The 17,178-nt window shown below is 65.5% G+C and carries 13 protein-coding genes; 4 read left to right on the top strand and 9 right to left on the bottom strand.

The window, feature by feature from the left end:
- Window positions 1-11: 11 nt before the first annotated feature.
- The 7 genes from GV068_RS07930 to GV068_RS07900 form a co-directional block, all read right to left on the bottom strand.
- A complete protein-coding gene (locus GV068_RS07930) occupies window positions 12-1,628 on the bottom strand; it encodes a T6SS immunity protein Tli4 family protein (RefSeq protein WP_159696812.1) in 1,617 nt (538 codons plus the stop codon).
- A 134-nt stretch (window positions 1,629-1,762) separates the two neighbouring features.
- Window positions 1,763-3,505: a triacylglycerol lipase gene (locus GV068_RS07925; protein ID WP_159696811.1), complete on the bottom strand. Its 1,743-nt coding sequence runs from the start codon at window positions 3,503-3,505 to the stop codon at window positions 1,763-1,765.
- 15 nt (window positions 3,506-3,520) lie between these two features.
- Complete coding sequence (locus GV068_RS07920) at window positions 3,521-6,322, bottom strand: type VI secretion system Vgr family protein (RefSeq protein WP_159696810.1); 2,802 nt, start codon at window positions 6,320-6,322, stop codon at window positions 3,521-3,523.
- 183 nt (window positions 6,323-6,505) lie between these two features.
- Window positions 6,506-7,318: a TatD family hydrolase gene (locus tag GV068_RS07915; RefSeq protein WP_159696809.1), complete on the bottom strand. Its 813-nt coding sequence runs from the start codon at window positions 7,316-7,318 to the stop codon at window positions 6,506-6,508.
- A gap of 2 nt (window positions 7,319-7,320) precedes the next feature.
- A complete protein-coding gene (gene lolD / locus GV068_RS07910) occupies window positions 7,321-8,010 on the bottom strand; it encodes a lipoprotein-releasing ABC transporter ATP-binding protein LolD (RefSeq protein WP_159696808.1) in 690 nt (229 codons plus the stop codon).
- A complete protein-coding gene (locus GV068_RS07905; protein WP_159696807.1) occupies window positions 8,003-9,268 on the bottom strand; it encodes a lipoprotein-releasing ABC transporter permease subunit in 1,266 nt (421 codons plus the stop codon). Before GV068_RS07905 ends, lolD begins: the two co-directional genes overlap by 8 nt.
- 82 nt (window positions 9,269-9,350) lie before the next feature.
- Window positions 9,351-10,640 (bottom strand): lipoprotein-releasing ABC transporter permease subunit, encoded by a 1,290-nt coding sequence (locus GV068_RS07900; protein ID WP_159696806.1) that lies wholly within the window; start codon window positions 10,638-10,640, stop codon window positions 9,351-9,353.
- A 134-nt stretch (window positions 10,641-10,774) separates the two neighbouring features.
- Between GV068_RS07900 and GV068_RS07895 the strand changes: the two genes are divergently transcribed.
- Together GV068_RS07895 and recJ are read left to right on the top strand one after the other, a co-directional pair.
- Window positions 10,775-11,791, top strand: a complete 1,017-nt coding sequence (locus tag GV068_RS07895; protein ID WP_201303258.1) for a hypothetical protein — start codon at window positions 10,775-10,777, stop codon at window positions 11,789-11,791.
- 50 nt (window positions 11,792-11,841) lie between these two features.
- A complete protein-coding gene (recJ, locus tag GV068_RS07890; protein ID WP_159704727.1) occupies window positions 11,842-13,491 on the top strand; it encodes a single-stranded-DNA-specific exonuclease RecJ in 1,650 nt (549 codons plus the stop codon).
- Between the two features lie 13 nt (window positions 13,492-13,504).
- Here recJ and GV068_RS07885 read toward each other — a convergent pair whose 3' ends face one another.
- The gene (locus GV068_RS07885; protein ID WP_159696805.1) at window positions 13,505-14,344 is read right to left on the bottom strand and encodes a LysR family transcriptional regulator; all 840 of its coding nucleotides are present in this window, start codon (window positions 14,342-14,344) and stop codon (window positions 13,505-13,507) included.
- 117 nt (window positions 14,345-14,461) lie between these two features.
- On the opposite strand from GV068_RS07885, the gene GV068_RS07880 reads away from it, so the two are divergent.
- Complete coding sequence (locus GV068_RS07880) at window positions 14,462-15,427, top strand: NADPH:quinone reductase (protein ID WP_229463892.1); 966 nt, start codon at window positions 14,462-14,464, stop codon at window positions 15,425-15,427.
- Between the two features lie 13 nt (window positions 15,428-15,440).
- Here the strand turns inward: GV068_RS07880 and GV068_RS07875 are convergent, their stop codons facing one another.
- Window positions 15,441-16,121 carry a DJ-1/PfpI family protein gene (locus GV068_RS07875; protein ID WP_159696803.1) on the bottom strand — a complete coding sequence of 227 codons (681 nt, stop codon included), beginning with the start codon at window positions 16,119-16,121 and terminating at the stop codon, window positions 15,441-15,443.
- Window positions 16,122-16,206: 85 nt separating this feature from the next.
- Between GV068_RS07875 and GV068_RS07870 the strand changes: the two genes are divergently transcribed.
- A complete protein-coding gene (locus tag GV068_RS07870; protein WP_159696802.1) occupies window positions 16,207-17,175 on the top strand; it encodes a GlxA family transcriptional regulator in 969 nt (322 codons plus the stop codon).
- The last annotated feature ends 3 nt before the right edge of the window (window positions 17,176-17,178 follow it).

Below are 17,178 nucleotides of genomic sequence, written 5' to 3'. Positions count from 1 at the left end.
CGACAACAGGGTTAAACATCTCGAAGCGAGGACGGTAGTTCCACGGAGGCGGTTGAACTAATGGCCGCTTGGTCAGCCGCACCTGCCAGGCGCATGAGGCGCCAGGCACTACGACGCTGAATAGCCTGCGGGGCGCCCGAGGCGTTTCCGAATATCCCTGGGGCGACGGCGAACGTGGCGGGAGGCAGCAAGCTTCCTTGGGCAAACCAACGCGTTCCATCAAGTGCATGAGACTCCTCGCAACGCCACCATCCGCTTGCCGGACATGCGATGCCGGTCGAAGAAAAGGTTCCAATAGCTGCTCGCGTACCATCTGCACCGTCGGGAATCCCGACTTCGACTGCGGTACCTGGGGGCGCGGTTGCCTTTGCTAGCGGCAAAGGCGATTCCAGTCTCTTACGCGCACGGTGATCGACGAGTTTCCACGAGGTCCGATTCTTGGATTCGTAACTCGGCTGCAAACCACGCATCCTCTCCCAAAGGCTTGGTTGAGGTAACAGTAGCGCCTGGGGCATCAAGTCGCCCTTCTTGATGTACTGTCGCTGGCCGCCGAGAACGCCAATACCATTGCCACCATCGCCGCAAAGCCACCAGCCGCTTTCAGGGCAGCTTTCGCCGGCTGATGCATAAGTGCCAAGCGGCGTAGTCGGCGCATCGATGGCTCTACTCGCTACAGGTTCAACCGACCTTAGCCGGATGCTGGCCGAGATCTTGTCCCACATCCCGAGTGCGGCACCGTCCGATAGCGATGATGGAACCGGTTTCCGATTGCCGTTCCCGGTGCTCATCCTAAATACGACGTGCGGGACGAAGACGTTGTTTTCGGTCCCATTCACCTCCCACCAGAAACTGTGACCACGTGCTTCATTTTTCTCGACGACCAGCTCCGCCAATTCCTCTCCGTTCAGGCCGCCAATTTCCCGCGGAGCCGCTCGCAATCTCGTGATACGCGTCCGATCAGCCATCGAAAGCGCTTCGTCTGCAGCTTCATTCCTTGCGAGGACTCCATGCGGCTCGGGTTTCAGTCCAGCCGAAACGATGAACATGAACTCGACATCCGGATGATCCGGCAGCCGGCCGAGCATCATGATTTGTTCGCGCTGATCGGCACCGAGCGGGTCGCGCACATAGGCGCGATTCATGCAGAATCCTGGTTCAGTAGGAGTACGGTTGTCCGGGTTCGCTACAAGCTGCTTAATCAGCCGGGGCAGATCCTCGATCAAGTCAGGGTTCCTGTCTTCAAAGAACAGGTCGATGCTGATGCCGTGGCCATGCACGAGGGCTTCCGTCGTGACGCCTTCATCGCGATAACGCTCCACCCCACCCAGACCGTTGCCCTGAGTTCCTTCTTCCACCGTCCGGCTATGTATAAAGATCTTTCCAGCAAGACCACTGTCGGTCGTGATTTCCCTCGCTGACTCTAGATTCTTGTCACCACCGCGCCAGTCCGGCTTGGCCTTGATCTGCGACTCGCGGTCGGCAACACGCTTCTGAAAGTCCTCCTCGGTTTCGTTGAACGTCGCAATATCGAAGCCATCGATGCGTGCCTGTGCCAGTTCAATCTCTGCCCTTTCCGGCACGTCAATCAAGAACCTGCCGACACATACGGTTTTCATTTTGTCGGTCATTCGAGCTACCTCACTTTGGTCTCGCCGGCTTTCTTCGCGTTTATCCAATACTTTGCCCACCGCCCACGTGGCGACCAAACCCGCGCACAGAGCTCCGGCCAGCATTCTTGCCGGCCTGCTCCGGAGCCAATTCTTCACGAGATCTCCTGGACAATCTTGGTGATCAATCGGAGCGTTAACATGAGCATGTCCTCATTGTTATACGATCCTTGATGGTCGTAGCCCTCCGTCGCAAACACTTGTTTTACTTTGCCGGCCGGTCCTGCACCGGATTGATATGGTACGGTCCCGTCCCCTCGCACATCCTGTTGATCGGGAGCGAAACGAAGCTCGGTTTGTCCCTCGACGAGCACGCGCCGCTGTCCCGTTTCAGATTGACCGATATACCGTGCGGCAGTGAGATTCGCCGGCGTAAGCGCCGTTGCCGAACCTGCCCGCTGAAGGGCAACCCACCGTACTTGCCCAAACGAGAGCTGCTCTTTATCGTCGCCATAGAAAGCATAGGTATTAGGGTGGTAGTAGTCCCCGAGCGTTCTATGGAAGGTCTCGGCAGTATTGGTTGCCTTTTTAATTGCAGATACCACGCCATCTCGCTTGCTATTGGCATATTTGCCAGCCGGATCGGCAAGCTCCGGATTGATCAAGCGGAACCAAAATTTCATGTCACGGTACAGGTCGTAGGGATTCTGCAAGTTTGCGTTAGGAAAGGACAGCGCGTCATACGGTTTTGTTTGATACCCGTATGTGCCATTTTTTCCCGCCTGATTCGCTCCTTGCGATCCGCCGACAAATCTGATCACGCGGACGTGTAACCAAGGATGGGGATACAAGTGATTTGGCAAAAGCTCGAGCGCCCCGGGCGACGTGGCTAGAACAGGCGTCGTTTTTTCAGCACTATTCCCTAAAATCATTGCCAGTTTTGAGTCTGCGAATTTCTTGAGTGGGCTACTATTTAGTGAGAACGGCTCAGTTCCACAGGCAATTCTGCGGTAGGCAACCGGTGCACCCAGCGCTGGCATGACACCATGGATGACACCGGCAATCTTGTCCGGAATTCGTCTCGCGCATGCTCGTGCCACCAGGCCGCCCATCGAATGAGTTACCAGGATCACTTTGGAGCACTGCCGATTCGCTCTCTTCCATGAATTGATGATTTCAAGAATGCGCTTTTCCAATAGTTCCGCCGAAGTTTTGCAGTCTTGCAACCAGCAGTACCCCACCGCGTAAACTGGAAAATAGTACTGCGCGTGCTTCACGAGTTGATCTTCCGTTAGCGGCGCGAAGTGGCTCAGGCCCCATCGCTGAGGATCACACGCGATCACGTCTTTCCAATGCTGCTGGATGAAACGCTTCTTGCCTGGTTCGTCAAACCCGAACGTTTGATTAAGGCGAGTCTGCAGGCCGTAGAGAAGTCCGCCATACGAGTCGGCATACAATTCCCCCCAGCCGCGCTCCCGTACCTCACGCTCGGTCAGAACATAACCGTCCTCAGATTTCGGTATGACGATAGGTCCGTCGGGGTCGACTTCCAGAGTGGAAGGGTCAAGGAGCAACTGGCGCTCGCGCGGCGTATACCTGCCCCAGATTTTGGCGGCTTTAAGCCCCTCGTCGTCGCCGTTAGGCGGGCGCCATGCGGGTTGGCCAGCGCCGACCATCCTGTTCCGCTCATCTTCTATCCGTCCCAAACGTGGCTTTTGTTTGGCCCGCAGATTCGTGCCCATGATTCCAGGTACGACAATGACCGGCACGATATTATTGGGAGGGACGAGTCCAAGACCACGGATCGTATAGTCCGCTGAGGACATGTAAGAATCGGCCCGCCATCCGCCGTGTGGTAAAGGGACGAGCGGAGGCAATGGCCTGGTCGGTTCACGCATGACGGTCCCGACTGCTTAATTTGTGGACGGAAGAAGCTCGAACTGCACCGGCCCCAGCTCATCACTCTGCATCAGCGAAGTGCGACCTTCCGCGTCACTAATGCCCTGGATAGTCCTGCCGTCGCTGAGGTGGGCAATGTAATTTTGATATGGAATCGGTTCCCGCGTTTGGAGATGGCGCAGGACAAGACGTTCCGTCGTCTTTAAAGAAGTTTTGGCGAAATCCGGTTTGGTGGGATCGCCACCACCCGGTCCACCCCGAATCAGGCTGCTGGCTTTGATCGTGTGTTCGCCGCCGCTTTGCTGCGTAATCGTGCCATTCGCCCAATCCGTCTGCGCTCCCTGCGAGATAATCCGGACATTCGGCGCCTCGATATGGATCGCTTCCGCTGAAATCAGGCTGATTTTTCCCGAGGATTTGACTTCGACATTCCCCTGATGGGCCTCCAGCAGGATATTTCCCCTCCCCGCCACCAGTTTTACGCCAAGCGCCTGGGCAAAGGCGCTGATGCCGCGTGCGGCGCGCAGGAAGATGTTGCGGCCCGCCGAAGTGCGCGCGTCGCCGCCGCTGACCACGTCGAGCTGGATCTGCGAACCGAGGGCGACGCTGTCCTGGCTGGCCAGTACGATGCCGGCCGGGGCGGTCACCGCTACCACCGGGTCGCCGCCCTTCTCGCCCGGAGCGACGTTCGATCCCTGGTCCCAGCGGCGCAGCTTGTCCGACAAGTCGGCCAGGCGGGCCCCGCTCGGCTCGTCGTCCGTGTGCTGCTCCGCCAGCTTGGCGACCTCGTCCGCGATGCTCTGCATTAACTCCGCTAGGCCGATCAGTCCGGCGCGCGCCAGATGGGTCCCCTCGGCCGCCGGCGCGGACTCGGCGGTGAGCAGCACGCCTTCCTTGCCGCGGATCGCCACCGTATGGTCGCTGCGCAGTTCCGCGCCTTCGCCGCGCGGCTCGGCGGTGCCGTTGGCTTTCGGCTGGGTCAGCCAGCCCAGGTTCAGTTGGGCGGCGCCGTGGTCGCTGGCCAACTGGGCGCTGATTTCGCCGCGGGTGTCATCGAAGCGCAGCTGGTTGCCGCGCACCCCGCCGATCTCGTGGGTGCGGGTGCCGGACAGGTAGCGGTTGCCGGGCAGGCTACCCTGGCTGCTGAGCGCCGGCGGTTCGCCGCGCTGGTTGAAGACCTGCGACAGGATCACGGGGCGGTCCGGATCGCCGCCCAGGAAGGCGACCAGCACTTCACTGCCGACGCGCGGCAGCGACAGCGTGCCGCACTGCTGGCCGGCGCCGGGACCGCTTCCGGCCCAGTTGGAGGCGACCCGCACCCAGGCGGAATCGGCCGGGGTGTCGGAGGCGCCGGCGCCGTGCGCATGCTTGTGGTCGAGCGGGCGCATGCCCGGGAAACGGATCTTGACCCGTCCCAGCGCGTCGCAATGCACTTCCTCGCCCGGCGGGCCGGTGACGATCGCGGTCTGGAGCTGCGGGTGCGGCAGGTCGATGCGCGGATCGAAAGCCGGCGCCAGCGGGATGCCGCGCCGCACTGCGTCGAAACGCATCTTCACGCGCACACCGTCGCCACCCACCGGGTGCTCGTTCGGCGCCAGCATGGCCTGCTGCGGGCTGTAGGGGCCCATCAGGCGGCGTACCCGTGCCGACAGGTCGGCCGGCAGGTTGTTCTCGGCTTCCAGCCAGACGCAGGTAGCGACGAAGTCGCGCTCGGCTTCCGGGTGGGTGTCGATCTCCGGGTGGCCGCTCAGGGTGAAGTATTCGCCGGCGCACAGGTCGCGCACGCTGCCTTCGCCGTGGAAGCACTTGGTGTCGAATTCGTGGCGGTTCATGCGCACCTGCCCGAGGCGCCAGTGGTCCTCGACGTCGTTGCCGGCGTGCGGCAGCTCGACCAAGTAGTCGTCCAGCGTGGCGGCCAGCGCGTTGCCGCTGCGGCCCTGGTCGGCCATGCTGCGCGCGGTGGTGGTCATGTGCTGGGTGCCGGACGGGTTGCGATAGTCCCAGCTGTGGCGCGTGATGCTGCCCGGCTGCAGGCGGCGCGCGGCGCACCAGGAGACGACGGTGTCGCGCTGTTCGGTGGCGTCGTCGCGGTGGTAGCGTACGCTGCCGGCCGCGCTGCGCGGCAGCGAGGCGGGATCGGAGAACAGCACCATGGTGTGGGCCGGGGTGTCGTCCGGCTCCTGGTCGGCGGCGCCGGCACGCGCGCGGCCCGGGCGGAAGGTCCAGGCGATGCCGCGGCGCTTGAGCAGGCGGCGCACGAAGGCGGCGTCGGATTCGTTGTACTGCATGGTTTGCTCGCGCGGCGGGTACAGGCGCATGTCGAACAGCGGGTCGAGCTCATAATCGAAGGCGCTGGCCATGACGCTGTTGGAGTGGCGCCATTCGTCAAGCAGCACCTGGACGATCTCGAGTTCGTTCTGGTAGCGAAAGACGCGGCTGTTGATGCGCTTTTCCATGATCGCCAGGGCGTCGCGCAGCACCAGCTGGTAGACGGCCAGGCCGCCGTCGTGGTCGCCAGCGCGCACTTCGGCCACGATGCCGCAGATGCCGCGCAGCTGGCCGCGGTCGGTGACCATCTGAAGTTCGACCGGGAGGGCGATGAGTTCCTTGAGCGGGAGGCGCGGGGTATCGGCGACGCAGGTGATCAGGTATTCGAAGCCGCCGCAGACCGACTCCTGGCCCTGCACCCGCTGCGGCAGCAGCAGTTCGTCGGCAAGGTGGTCGGCGTGGCCCAGGCGCAGCCGGATCGGCCGGTGGGCGGTGGTCAGCGATTTCTCGTGCCGTAGCATCCGCAGGAATTCGCTCGCGCTGTCCATTCACTCTCCGTGGTGTCGATTGCTGCGGCTGCAGCGAAGAGTGCATCTTGGCAGAACGGAATAATCGCAGCCTTGTGTTGCCTCAGCGCTGCAAACGAACTAAAGCTGCCAGCCACGGTCGTGCTAGCCGATTACGCGCCGCCTGCTACCTGGCGGAGCAGCGTCTGCTACTTTGCTAATTAGTTATTTGTCCAGAGTCCGGCTGGCGGCCGCGAGCCGTGGAATCGCGGCCAGGGTGTTCGCGTGGACGGCATCACGCACCGCATCGACGCCGATCCCGCGCAGTTCGGCCAGGGCGGCGCCGATCGCCGGCAGCTGTTCGGGTGTATTACGCCCAGGGTGGATCCAGGACGGCGCGATATCCGGCGAATCGGTCTCCAGCACGATGCTGGAGAGCGGCAGCTCGGTCGCCAGGCGCCGGATCTGCAGCGCCCGAGTAAAGGTCATGGCGCCGCCGAAGCCCAGGTGAAAACCCAGGTCGACGAAGTTCTGGGCCTGCTGGAAGCTGCCGTTGAAGGCGTGCGCGATGCCGCTCGGGGCGCGGATTTGCCGCAGGTGCTTGAGCACCTGGTCCTGTGAGCGGCGCACGTGCAGGAACACCGGCAAAGCGAAATCGCGGGCAATGCGCAGCTGCTCGCGCAAAAAGCGCTCCTGCTTGGCGCGCATGTCCGGCTCACACAGGAGCGGAATGAAGAAATCGAGCCCGATCTCGCCGATCCCAACGAAGTTCGGGTCGCTCATCGCCGCTTCTACTTGCGCGCGCAGGGCGTCCAGGTCTTCGTCGCGGGCTTGCGGGATGCAGATCGGGTGGATGCCCAGCGCATAGGTGACGTTCGGCGCCCGCGCGGCCAGGCTGGCGACGGTGTCGAAATTCGCCCGCTCGATGGCCATCGCCACGATCGTCGACACACCCGCCGCTGCCGCCTGTGCGGCGACGCTAAGTGACGCGTCGCCGAATTCGGCCGCGTCGATGTGGCAGTGCGTGTCGATCCACATGGCTAGGCTTCCACCGCCTGCAGCCCGTGCTCGGTGAGGCGGAACACGCGGTCGCAGCGGCGCGCCAGTTCCATGTCGTGGGTGACGATCACGAAAGCGGTGCCGAGGGTACGCGACAGCTCCAGCATCAGGTCGAAGATCGACTGCGCAGTGCTGTGGTCGAGGTTCCCGGTCGGTTCGTCGGCCAGCACGCAGGCCGGCTCGGTGACGAGGGCCCGCGCCAGGGCCACGCGCTGGCGTTCGCCGCCCGACAGCTCGCCCGGCCGGTGCACCACGCGCTTGCCCAGGCCGACGCGGCCCAGGATCGCTTCGGCCTTCTTCAATGCCACGTCGCGCGGCTCGCGCCGGATCATCAGGGGCATCATGACGTTGTCGAGCGCCGAGAATTCCGGCAGCAGGTGGTGGAACTGGTAGACGAAGCCGAGCGAAGAGTTGCGCAGCTCGCCGCGCCGGGTCTCGGACAGGGTCGCGAAATCCTCGCCCAGCAAGGTAACCTTCCCGGTCGACGGCGTATCGAGCCCGCCCAGCAGATGCAGCAGGGTCGATTTGCCGGAACCCGAGGCGCCGACGATGGCGACGCGCTCGCCGCGGTGGATGGCGAAGTCGATGCCGTCCAGGACCTTGACGGTATAGTCGCCCTGCTTGAAGGTTTTGCCCAGGCCGCGGCAGGACAGGACTGGTGGATTATTCATAACGCAGCGCCTCCGCAGGTTTCACGCGCGACGCCGACCAGCTCGGGTACAGGGTCGCAGCAAACGCCAGCAGCACGGACACGCCGCCGATCTTGAACACGTCCGGCCAGCGCAGGTCGGACGGCACCGCGCTGATCAGGTAGATATCTTTCGACAAGAACTGCACTCCCAACAAACGTTCGATAAAGGGGACGATGACGTCGATGTTCAGGGCGACCAGCACGCCGCCGCCCACACCGAGCGCGGTGCCGAGGATGCCGACCAGCGCGCCCTGCACCATGAAGATCTTCTGGATCGAGCGCGGCGAGGCGCCCAGGGTACGCAGGATCGCGATGTCGGCCTGCTTGTCGGTCACCGTCATCACCAGGGTCGACACCAGGTTGAAGGCGGCCACCGCGATGATCAGGGTGAGGATGATGAACATCATCTTCTTCTCGGTCTGTACGGCGGCGAACCAGTTGGCGTTGAGCTTGGACCAGTCACGCATCTCCAGGTTGCCCGGCATCGACTTCTTGAGTTGCGCGGCCACGATCGGGGCCTTGTTCATGTCGTCGATGCGCAGGCGCAGGCCCATCGGCGCCGGCAGGCGTTCCATGCGCTGCGCGTCCTCGACGTGGATGAAGGAGAGCGCGGCGTCGAACTCCATGTGGCCCGCTTCGAAGATCCCGGTCACGGTGAAGCTGCGGCTGCGCGGCAGCAGGCCGGCCGGGGTGACCTGGCCCTGGGCCAGCAGCATGCTCACCTTGTCGCCGATGCCGACATTCAGCGAGCGCGCCAGCGCATAGCCCAACACGATGTTGAAGGAACCAGGCTTTAATGAATCGAGGCTGCCCTGGCGGATCTGCTTGGCGATGTCCGACACCTTGGGTTCTTCCAGCGGCAGGATGCCGCGAATGACCGAAGGCCGCATCACGCCCTGCCCTTCGAGCAGGCCCTGGGTCTCGACGAAAGGCGCGGCGGCGCGCACGCTCGGGTGCTTCAGCGCTTCCCGTCCGGCCGCGCGCCAGTCCGGCATGCTGCCCGACTGGTCGAACACCTCGATGTGGGCCAGCACGGACAGCATGCGGTCGGTGACTTCCTTCTGGAAGCCGTTCATCACCGAGAGGACGATGATCAAGGCGGCCACGCCCAGCGCGATGCCGGACACAGAGATCAGGGAAATGAAGGAAATGAAGCTGTTGCGGCCACTGCGCTTGCCGGCGCGCGTGTAGCGCAGGCCGACCAGCCATTCATACGGCAAATTCTGGGTAAGTCTCATGGTCTCCGTCGTTGTTACGCGAGGCCGCAGTGTGCCATACAACGCACGGCCGCGGTTATCACAATGGAATCATCTATACGCATCATTCATACCTGAGGGCTTCGGCCGGCTTCACCCGCGATGCCGACCAGCTCGGGTACAGGGTCGCAACAAAAGCCAGCAGCACGGCCACGCCGCCGATCCAGCCGACGTCGCCCCAGCGCAGTTCGGACGGGATCTCGCTGATCAGGTAGACCTCCTGCGACAGGAACTGCACGTCGAAGCTGCGCTCGATGAAGGGCACGATGAGGTCGATGTTGAGCGCAACCGCCACGCCCAGGCTCACGCCCAGGACGGCGCCGAGCACGCCGACCAGGGTGCCCTGCACCATGAAAATCGTCATGATCGAGCGCGGCGAGGCGCCGAGGGTGCGCAGGATGGCGATGTCGGACTGCTTGTCGCGCACCGTCATGACCAGGGTCGAGACCAGGTTGAAGGCCGCCACCGCCACGATCATGGTGAGGATGATGAACATCATGCGCTTTTGCGACTGCACCGCCGCGAACCAGACGGCATTGACCTTGGACCAGTCGCGGATGTACAGCTCGCCCGACATGCTGCGCTGCAGTTCGGCGGCCACGCGCGGGGCCTGGTGCATGTCGGCCAGGCGCAGGCGGATGCCGGCGGGCGCCGCGACGCCGGCCAGCTGCTGGGCGTCCTCGATGCTGGCGAAGGCCAGCGTGGAATCGAATTCGAAGTGGCCGGCCTCGAAGATGCCGGTGACCGTCAGCGGCCGGGTGCGAGGCAGCGTGCCGCCGGGCGTGCCCGGCGCTGGCGCGCCGTTCGCGGTCGGGATCGAGGCCATCAGCATCGTCACGCGGTCGCCCACGGCCACGTCGAGCGACTTGGCCAGCGCGCGCCCGATCACCACGTTGTAGCTGCCGGGCTGCAGGGTGTCGAAGCGCCCTTCGCGCATGTGCTTGGCCACGTCGGACACCTTCACCTCCTGCGCCGGGTCGATCCCGCGCAGCAGCACCGGCTTCATGACGCCGTCGCTGAGCAGCATGGCCTGGGTCTCGGCGAAGGGAGCGGCAGCGCGCACTTCGGGGTTGCGCAGGGCTTCCTGCACCGCGCCGCGCCAGCCCGGCATCTCGCCGCGCGCGTCGAACACCTCGACGTGTGCGAGCACCGACAGCATGCGCGCCGTGACTTCCTTCTGGAAGCCGTTCATCACCGACAGCACCACGATCAGTGCGGCCACGCCGAGCGCGATGCCGGCCACCGAGGCCATCGAAATGAAGGAAATGAAGCTGTTGCGCCCGCTGCGCTTGCCGGCGCGGGTGTAGCGCAGGCCGACCTGCCATTCGTAGGGCAGCTTGTGGGTGAGGCTCATGAAGACGGTAAATGTGCGTTATTGGTTTGCCAACCCGACAGTTTGCCAGACATCGGGCATTCATGGCGCAAAAACGACGAACGCGGCCGCCGCACGACCGTTCGCTGACTCCGTATTTGCCCTAGAATAGCGGTATGTCGCACATTACGCTCGTCCTGCCCCACCTGCTGCCGCTCCCCGAATTCGCGCCCGACCTGGTGCGCGCCCTGCAGGCTCCTGCCCTGGCCGCCCTGCTCACCCGCACCAGCGCCCATGAACGCAGCGCGGCGCCGGATACCGCGCTCGCCCTGCCGCACGAGCAGTGGCTGGCGCGCAGCCTCGGGGTGGCCCCGGACGGCCAGCCGGCCTTCGCCGCCGCATCGATGCGCGGCTTCGGCCTCGATCCGGAGGGCGGCACCTGGTTCATCGTCAACCCGGCCCACATCCAGATCGCGCGCAGCCATTCGATGATGGCCGATCTGCGCCATCTAGGCTTAACGGACGATGAAAGCCGGGTTCTGTTCGAGGCCGCCGCCCCGCTGTGCGAGGAGATCGGCCATCCGCTGCGCTACGGCGACGCTTCTACCTGGTTCCTGCGCGCCGACGACTGGCGCGGCATCGACGCCGCCACCCCGGACACCGTCACCGGCATGGACCTCACCGATTTCGTCCCGCGCGGGAAGCTGGCGCTGCCCCTGCGTCGGCTGCAGAACGAAGTCCAGATGCTGTGGCACAGCCATCCGGTCAATGCCGCGCGCGAGGCGCGCCGGCTGCCGGCGGTGAACTCGTTCTGGCTGTGGGGCGCGGCCAGCGGCGCCAAGCGCGCCCCGGGAAAACTCAGCGGCGTCGACGTGCCGGGCTGGGTGCGCGGCATGGCCGACCGCAGCTATGACGGCCTGGACGGCATCGACGGTGCGCTGGCCGAGGACGGCACCGTTGTCGTTGGCACCCTGGCCGGGTCTGCCATCGCCGCCGACTGGGGCAGCTGGGTGCTGCAGGTGCAGCACCTGGAGGAAAAATTGTTCGCGCCGCTGCATACGGCGCTGGTGCAGGGCCGCGTGAAAAAGCTGCGCCTCGTGCTCAGCAGCCGCGAAGCCCTTGCCGAATTTACTACGACTGCCATGGCCCAGCGCAAGTTCTGGCGCCGGCCGACATTGGAACGACTGACTTGAGCATTACCACCCGCATCACCACCCGTCCCTGCTCCTTCCGCAACTCCGAGATGCTGCGCCAGGGCGGGATCCATCCGGTCCTCGCGCGCATCTACGCGTCGCGCGGCCTCACCGACCCGCGCGAGCTCTCGAGCGAGCTGGCGGCCCTGGTGCCGCCCGGCGCGCTGCGCCACATCGACGCCGCGGCCGTGTTCCTGGCCGACGCCATCGCCGCGAACAAGCGCATGACCATCGTCGCCGACTACGACTGTGACGGCGCCACCGCCTGCGCCACGGCGCTGCGCGGCCTGCGCATGATGGGCGCGAACGTCGACTACATCGTGCCGAACCGCTTCGAGTACGGCTATGGCCTCACGCCCGAGATCGTCGAACTGACGGCGCGCGAGAAGTCGCCCGACATCATCATCACGGTCGACAACGGCATCGCCAGCATCGATGGCGTGCTGGAGGCCAACCGGCGCGGCATCGAGGTCGTCGTCACCGACCACCACCTGCCCGGTGACGCCCTGCCGCCCGCGCGCGTGATCGTCAACCCGAACCAGCCCGAGTGCGGCTTCCCCAGCAAGCACCTGGCCGGCGTCGGCGTGGTCTTTTATGTGCTGCTGGCCCTGCGCGCCGAGCTGCGCCGCCGTGGCGTCTTCGATGCGCAGAGCCAGCCCAAGCTCGACAGCCTGCTCGACCTGGTGGCCTTGGGCACGGTGGCCGACGTGGTCCGCTTAGATACCAACAACCGCATCCTGGTCGCGCAGGGCATCAAGCGCATGCGCGCCGGGCGCATGCATGCCGGCGTAGCCGCCCTGTTCCGGGTGGCGGGCCGCGAAGCGCGCTGCGCCTCGCCTTTTGATCTCGGCTTCGCCCTGGGACCGCGCCTGAATGCCGCCGGCCGGCTGGAAGACATGGCGCTCGGGATCGAATGCCTGGTGACCGACGACGTCGGCCGCGCCTGGGCCATCGCCCAGCAGCTCAACGAGATCAATCTCAAGCGCCGCGAGATCGAAGCCGAGATGCAGGACACCGCCCTGCTCCACCTGGACAGCTTCGAACCCTCGGGCGCGAGCACGATCAGCGTGTTCGACCAGGGCTGGCACCAGGGCGTGATCGGCATCGTCGCCTCGCGCCTGAAAGAAAAGTTCTACCGGCCGACGATCACCTTCGCACCGGGTAGCGCAGGCTGGATCAAGGGTTCTGGCCGCTCGATTCCGGGTTTCCACCTGCGCGACGCGCTCGACCTGGTGTCCAAGCGGGTGCCGGGCCTGATCGACAAGTTCGGCGGCCACGCCATGGCGGCCGGCCTGACCATTCGCGCCGACCACTTCGACAGCTTCCAGCAGGCGTTCGAGGCGGTCGGCCAGGCCTGGCTGACGCAGGCGCAGCTGGAGCGGATCGTCGAGACCGACGGCCCGCTCGAGGACGAGTTCTACTCCACGCAGTTCATCGAAGAGATGGACGGCCAGGTCTGGGGCCAGGGCTTCGCGCCGCCGGTGTTCTGCGACGAGTTCCGCGTGGTGAGTCAGCGCATCCTCAAGGAGCGCCACCTCAAGCTGCTGCTCGAGAAGAACGGCCGCCGCTACGACGCCATCTGGTTCGGGCATACGGACAGCCTGCCGGAACGCGCGCGCGTCGCCTTCCGCCTGGACGCCAACGAGTACAACGGCGTCACCAAGGTCCAGCTGCTGGTCGAGCACGCGGAACCGGCGTAAAGACCGCTGCAGCCTAGTTCAGCGCGGCGCAGAGCGCGTCTTCGATGCAGCGCCGCACCAGCTGGATTAGGGCGTTGTCGCGCTGCGCCCCGTGAAATACGAGGTACACCGGCTTTTCCAGCGGCGCCGTCCCCGCCAAGGCTTCCAGGCCGCCGTTCAGCCGCGCCAGGTACTCGGGTAGCAGCGCGCAGGCCGCGCCGCTGCGCACGCACTCGTAGTGGGCCGCCAGGCTATTGCTGCGGATTGCCGGCTCGCGTCCCGGATAATGCTTGCGCAGGTAGTGCGATTCCGGCAGCGCGTCCCACGCGCGGTCGTAGCCTGCCAGCGGCAAGGCGTGCGGATCGGCCGTCCCGGCTGCGGCATACATCGCATATCGCAACGGGGCCAATGCCAGCGCGACCAGGTTGCCGTCCTCCGGATAGGCCAGCCTGACAGCCAGGTCGGCCTCCTTGTGGCTGATGCTCAGGACGGCGGAGCTGGCGTGCAGCTCGATCCGCAAGCCCGGATGCGCATGCTGCAGGCGCGCCAGCGCCGGGGCCAGCAGGTAGGCGGAAATGCCCTCAGGTGCTGTCACCCTCACCAGTCCCGACAGGCCGGCCGCGGGCGGGGGCTGCTGCCCGATCGCGGCCACCAGTTCATTCATCTCATGCGCCGTCGCCACGACCTGGCGCGCCGCTTCCGTCAGGCTGACCTGCCCCACGCGCTCTTCGACCAGGGCGTAGCCGAGCGCCTCTTCGAGCCGGCGCATGCGGCGCGCCACCGTCACCCGTGTCAGCCCCAGCGCACGGGCCGTGGCGGCATAGCTGCCGTTGCGGGCCAGCGTGGACAGGGTCAGCAAGTCGTCCCAGGACAAGGATCTTTTTTGTACGGTGCCATCCATTTTCGTGCCTTGGTTCAGGTGTGCAGCCTCCCTAGAATAGGCGGCAGACAAGCGACGGAGGAAGGTATGAAAGCTGTAGTGTATCGGAGTATGGGCGCAGCGCAGCAGGTGCTCGAGCTGGTGGACATGCCGGTGCCGGCGCCCGGCCCTGGCGAAGTGCGCGTGCGGGTAGGCTATTCGGGCGTGAATCCTTCGGACACCAAGGCCAGGGCGGGCATATCGCTCGCGGCCATGCCCTATCCCTACGTGGTACCGCACAGTGACGGCAGCGGCGTTGTGGACGATGTCGGTCCGGGCGCCGACCGCGGCCTGCTGGGCCGCAGGGTCTGGTTCTTCAATGCGCAATGGCAGCGCCAGCACGGCTCGGCCGCCGACTACGTCTGCTTTCCGGCCGGCCTGGTTCGCGCATTGCCGGGCAATGTCGGCATGGCGCAGGGTGCCGGGATCGGCATCCCGCTGCTCACCGCCTGGCACGCAGTGCACGGCCATGTCGACGTCGCCGGCAAGACCGTGCTGGTCACGGGCGGCGCGGGCAATGTCGGCTTTCACGCGATCCAGCTTGCCCGGCGCGCCGGGGCGCGTGTTCTTGCCACCGCCTCGCCGGCCAAGGCAGCCCTTGCGCGCGAGGCAGGCGCGCATGCGGTCTTCCCCTATGAGGATGTGGCGGCGCTGGCGCAGGCCGTACGCGACGCCAGCGGCGGAATTGGGGTCGCGCTGATCGTCGATGTCGATGCCTCCTTCTACGCGCCGCTCTATCCCGCCCTCCTGGCCGAAGGCGGTTGCGCCGTGGTCTACGGCTCCAGCACGCCCGAGATCCGGCTCGATTATCGCGGCATGATGCGGGTGGCCGGCACGGTCAGCCACTTCCTGGTGTACAAGCTGGCCGGTGAAGCACTGGCGTGCGCGCTGCGCGGCGTCGACACCCTGCTGGAGACCGACGTACACCGCTTTCCGGCGGCGACCTGCTTCGACTTGCGCGATGCAGCCCTGGCGCATACTTTCGTCGAACAGTCGCGCGCCGGCAAGGCGCTGCTTGGCTTCGATCCCGGCTTGTAAGACCGCGGCTTCGTCAAGCCAGCGCGGCGCGCTTGACCGCCTCTTGCGCCACCTGCATGCGTTCGCCCAGGCGCTCCTGGTAGGCCGCCACCCGGGCGCTGCCCGCGCGCTCCGGCGTGCCGCAGTCGAAGGGCGGGCGCGGGTCGTACTCGAAGCCCAGCTGGAGCATCCGCGCCGTTTCCTCCCCCGCCAGCTCGGCCGCCAGCGCCAGAGCGAAGTCGATCCCGGCCGTCACGCCGCCGCCGGAAATGCGGTTACGGTCACGCACGATGCGCTCGGCCACCGGAATCGCGCCAAAACTTGGCAGGAAGCCGCGCCAGTTCCAGTGGCAGGCCGAGCGGTAACCCTGCAGCAGCCCCGCCGCGCCCAGCACCAGCGAGCCGTTGCACACCGAGCTCACGAAACGCGCCCCAGCCGCCTGGCGGCGCAGGAAGTCCAGCGTTTCGGTGTCGCCCAGCAGCTCGATGATGCCGAAGCCGCCTGGCACGCACAGGACGTCGAGCTGCGGGCAGTCGCCGAACGTGGTGGTCGGATTGATCGAAAAGCCGGCGTCGGTCATCACCGGCGCCGTGTCCTTCCACACCAGGTGGATGCGGGCGCCGGGCACGCGGCTGAGGATTTGCGCGGGACCGGTCAGGTCCAGTTGGGTAACTTGCGGGAACAGCAGCAGGCCGATGTGGCAGGTTTCGCTCACGGTGCGTCTCCATTACGTTGGTAGAGACGCCATTCTAGGAAGCCGCGCCTTGGCAGGAATGCCATTCTCTGGTTAAATCCTGCCAATGCATTCACTCCGCCATATCGCCCTGATCGCCTTCGATGGCGTCCAAATTCTCGACGTCACCGGCCCGGCAAGCGTGTTCGCCGCCGCCAACGAGGCAGCCGGCCGTGCCAGCTACCAGATCCACATCCTGTCGCCGCGCGGCGGCGTGGTCGCTTCCGGCAGCGGGGTGCGGCTGCTGACCGAGGCCATTGGCGAGGCGGATCCGGCTGCCTTCGATACGGTGCTGGTCGGCGGCGGCAACAAGGCGGGCCTGTCGGCTCTGGCGCGCGACGCCAGTTTCGCCGACTGGATGGCGCGCGCCTGCGCCAATGCGCGCCGCTACGGTTCGGTGTGTACCGGCGCCTTCGCCCTCGCCCATCTCGGCCTGGTGAGGAACCACCGGGTCGCTACGCATTGGGAAGGCACGGCCTTGCTGGCGCGCGCCTACCCGGCGCTGACGGTCGATCCGGACGCGCTCTACGTGGAAGATGGAAAAGTGTGGACCTCGGCCGGGATCACCACCGGCATCGACATGTGCATGGCGCTGGTGGCGCGCGACCTGGGCGATGCGGTGGCCAACGCCGTGGCCAGGATGCTGGTGGTGTATGCGCGCCGGCCGGGCTACCAGTCACAGTTCAGTCCCGTGCTGGGCGCGCAGGCAAAAGCCACGCACGGCTTTGCCGCGCTGCTCGACTGGATCGGCGAACACCTCGACCAGCCGCTCGATGTGGCCCTGCTGGCCGACCGCGCCGGCATGTCGCGGCGCAGCTTCCACCGCAAGTTCACTGATGCCACTGGGGAGACGCCTGCGCGCTTCATCGAAACCCTGCGCCTGGACCGCGCCCGCGCGCTGCTGGCGACGGTCGCTTCACTGAAGGAAGTGGCGGTCAGGACGGGCTATGCGACGCCGGGCCAGCTGTCGAAAGCCTTCCTGCGCCGCTTCGGCGTAAGCCCGGCCCTGTTCCGCGACATGCACGGCCAGGCGTGAGCC

This window comes from Massilia sp. 9I (assembly GCF_902506415.1).
Lineage (GTDB): Bacteria > Pseudomonadota > Gammaproteobacteria > Burkholderiales > Burkholderiaceae_D > Telluria.
Note: the sequence above shows the minus strand (reverse complement) of the source record. Positions and strands in the feature narration are given on the sequence as shown.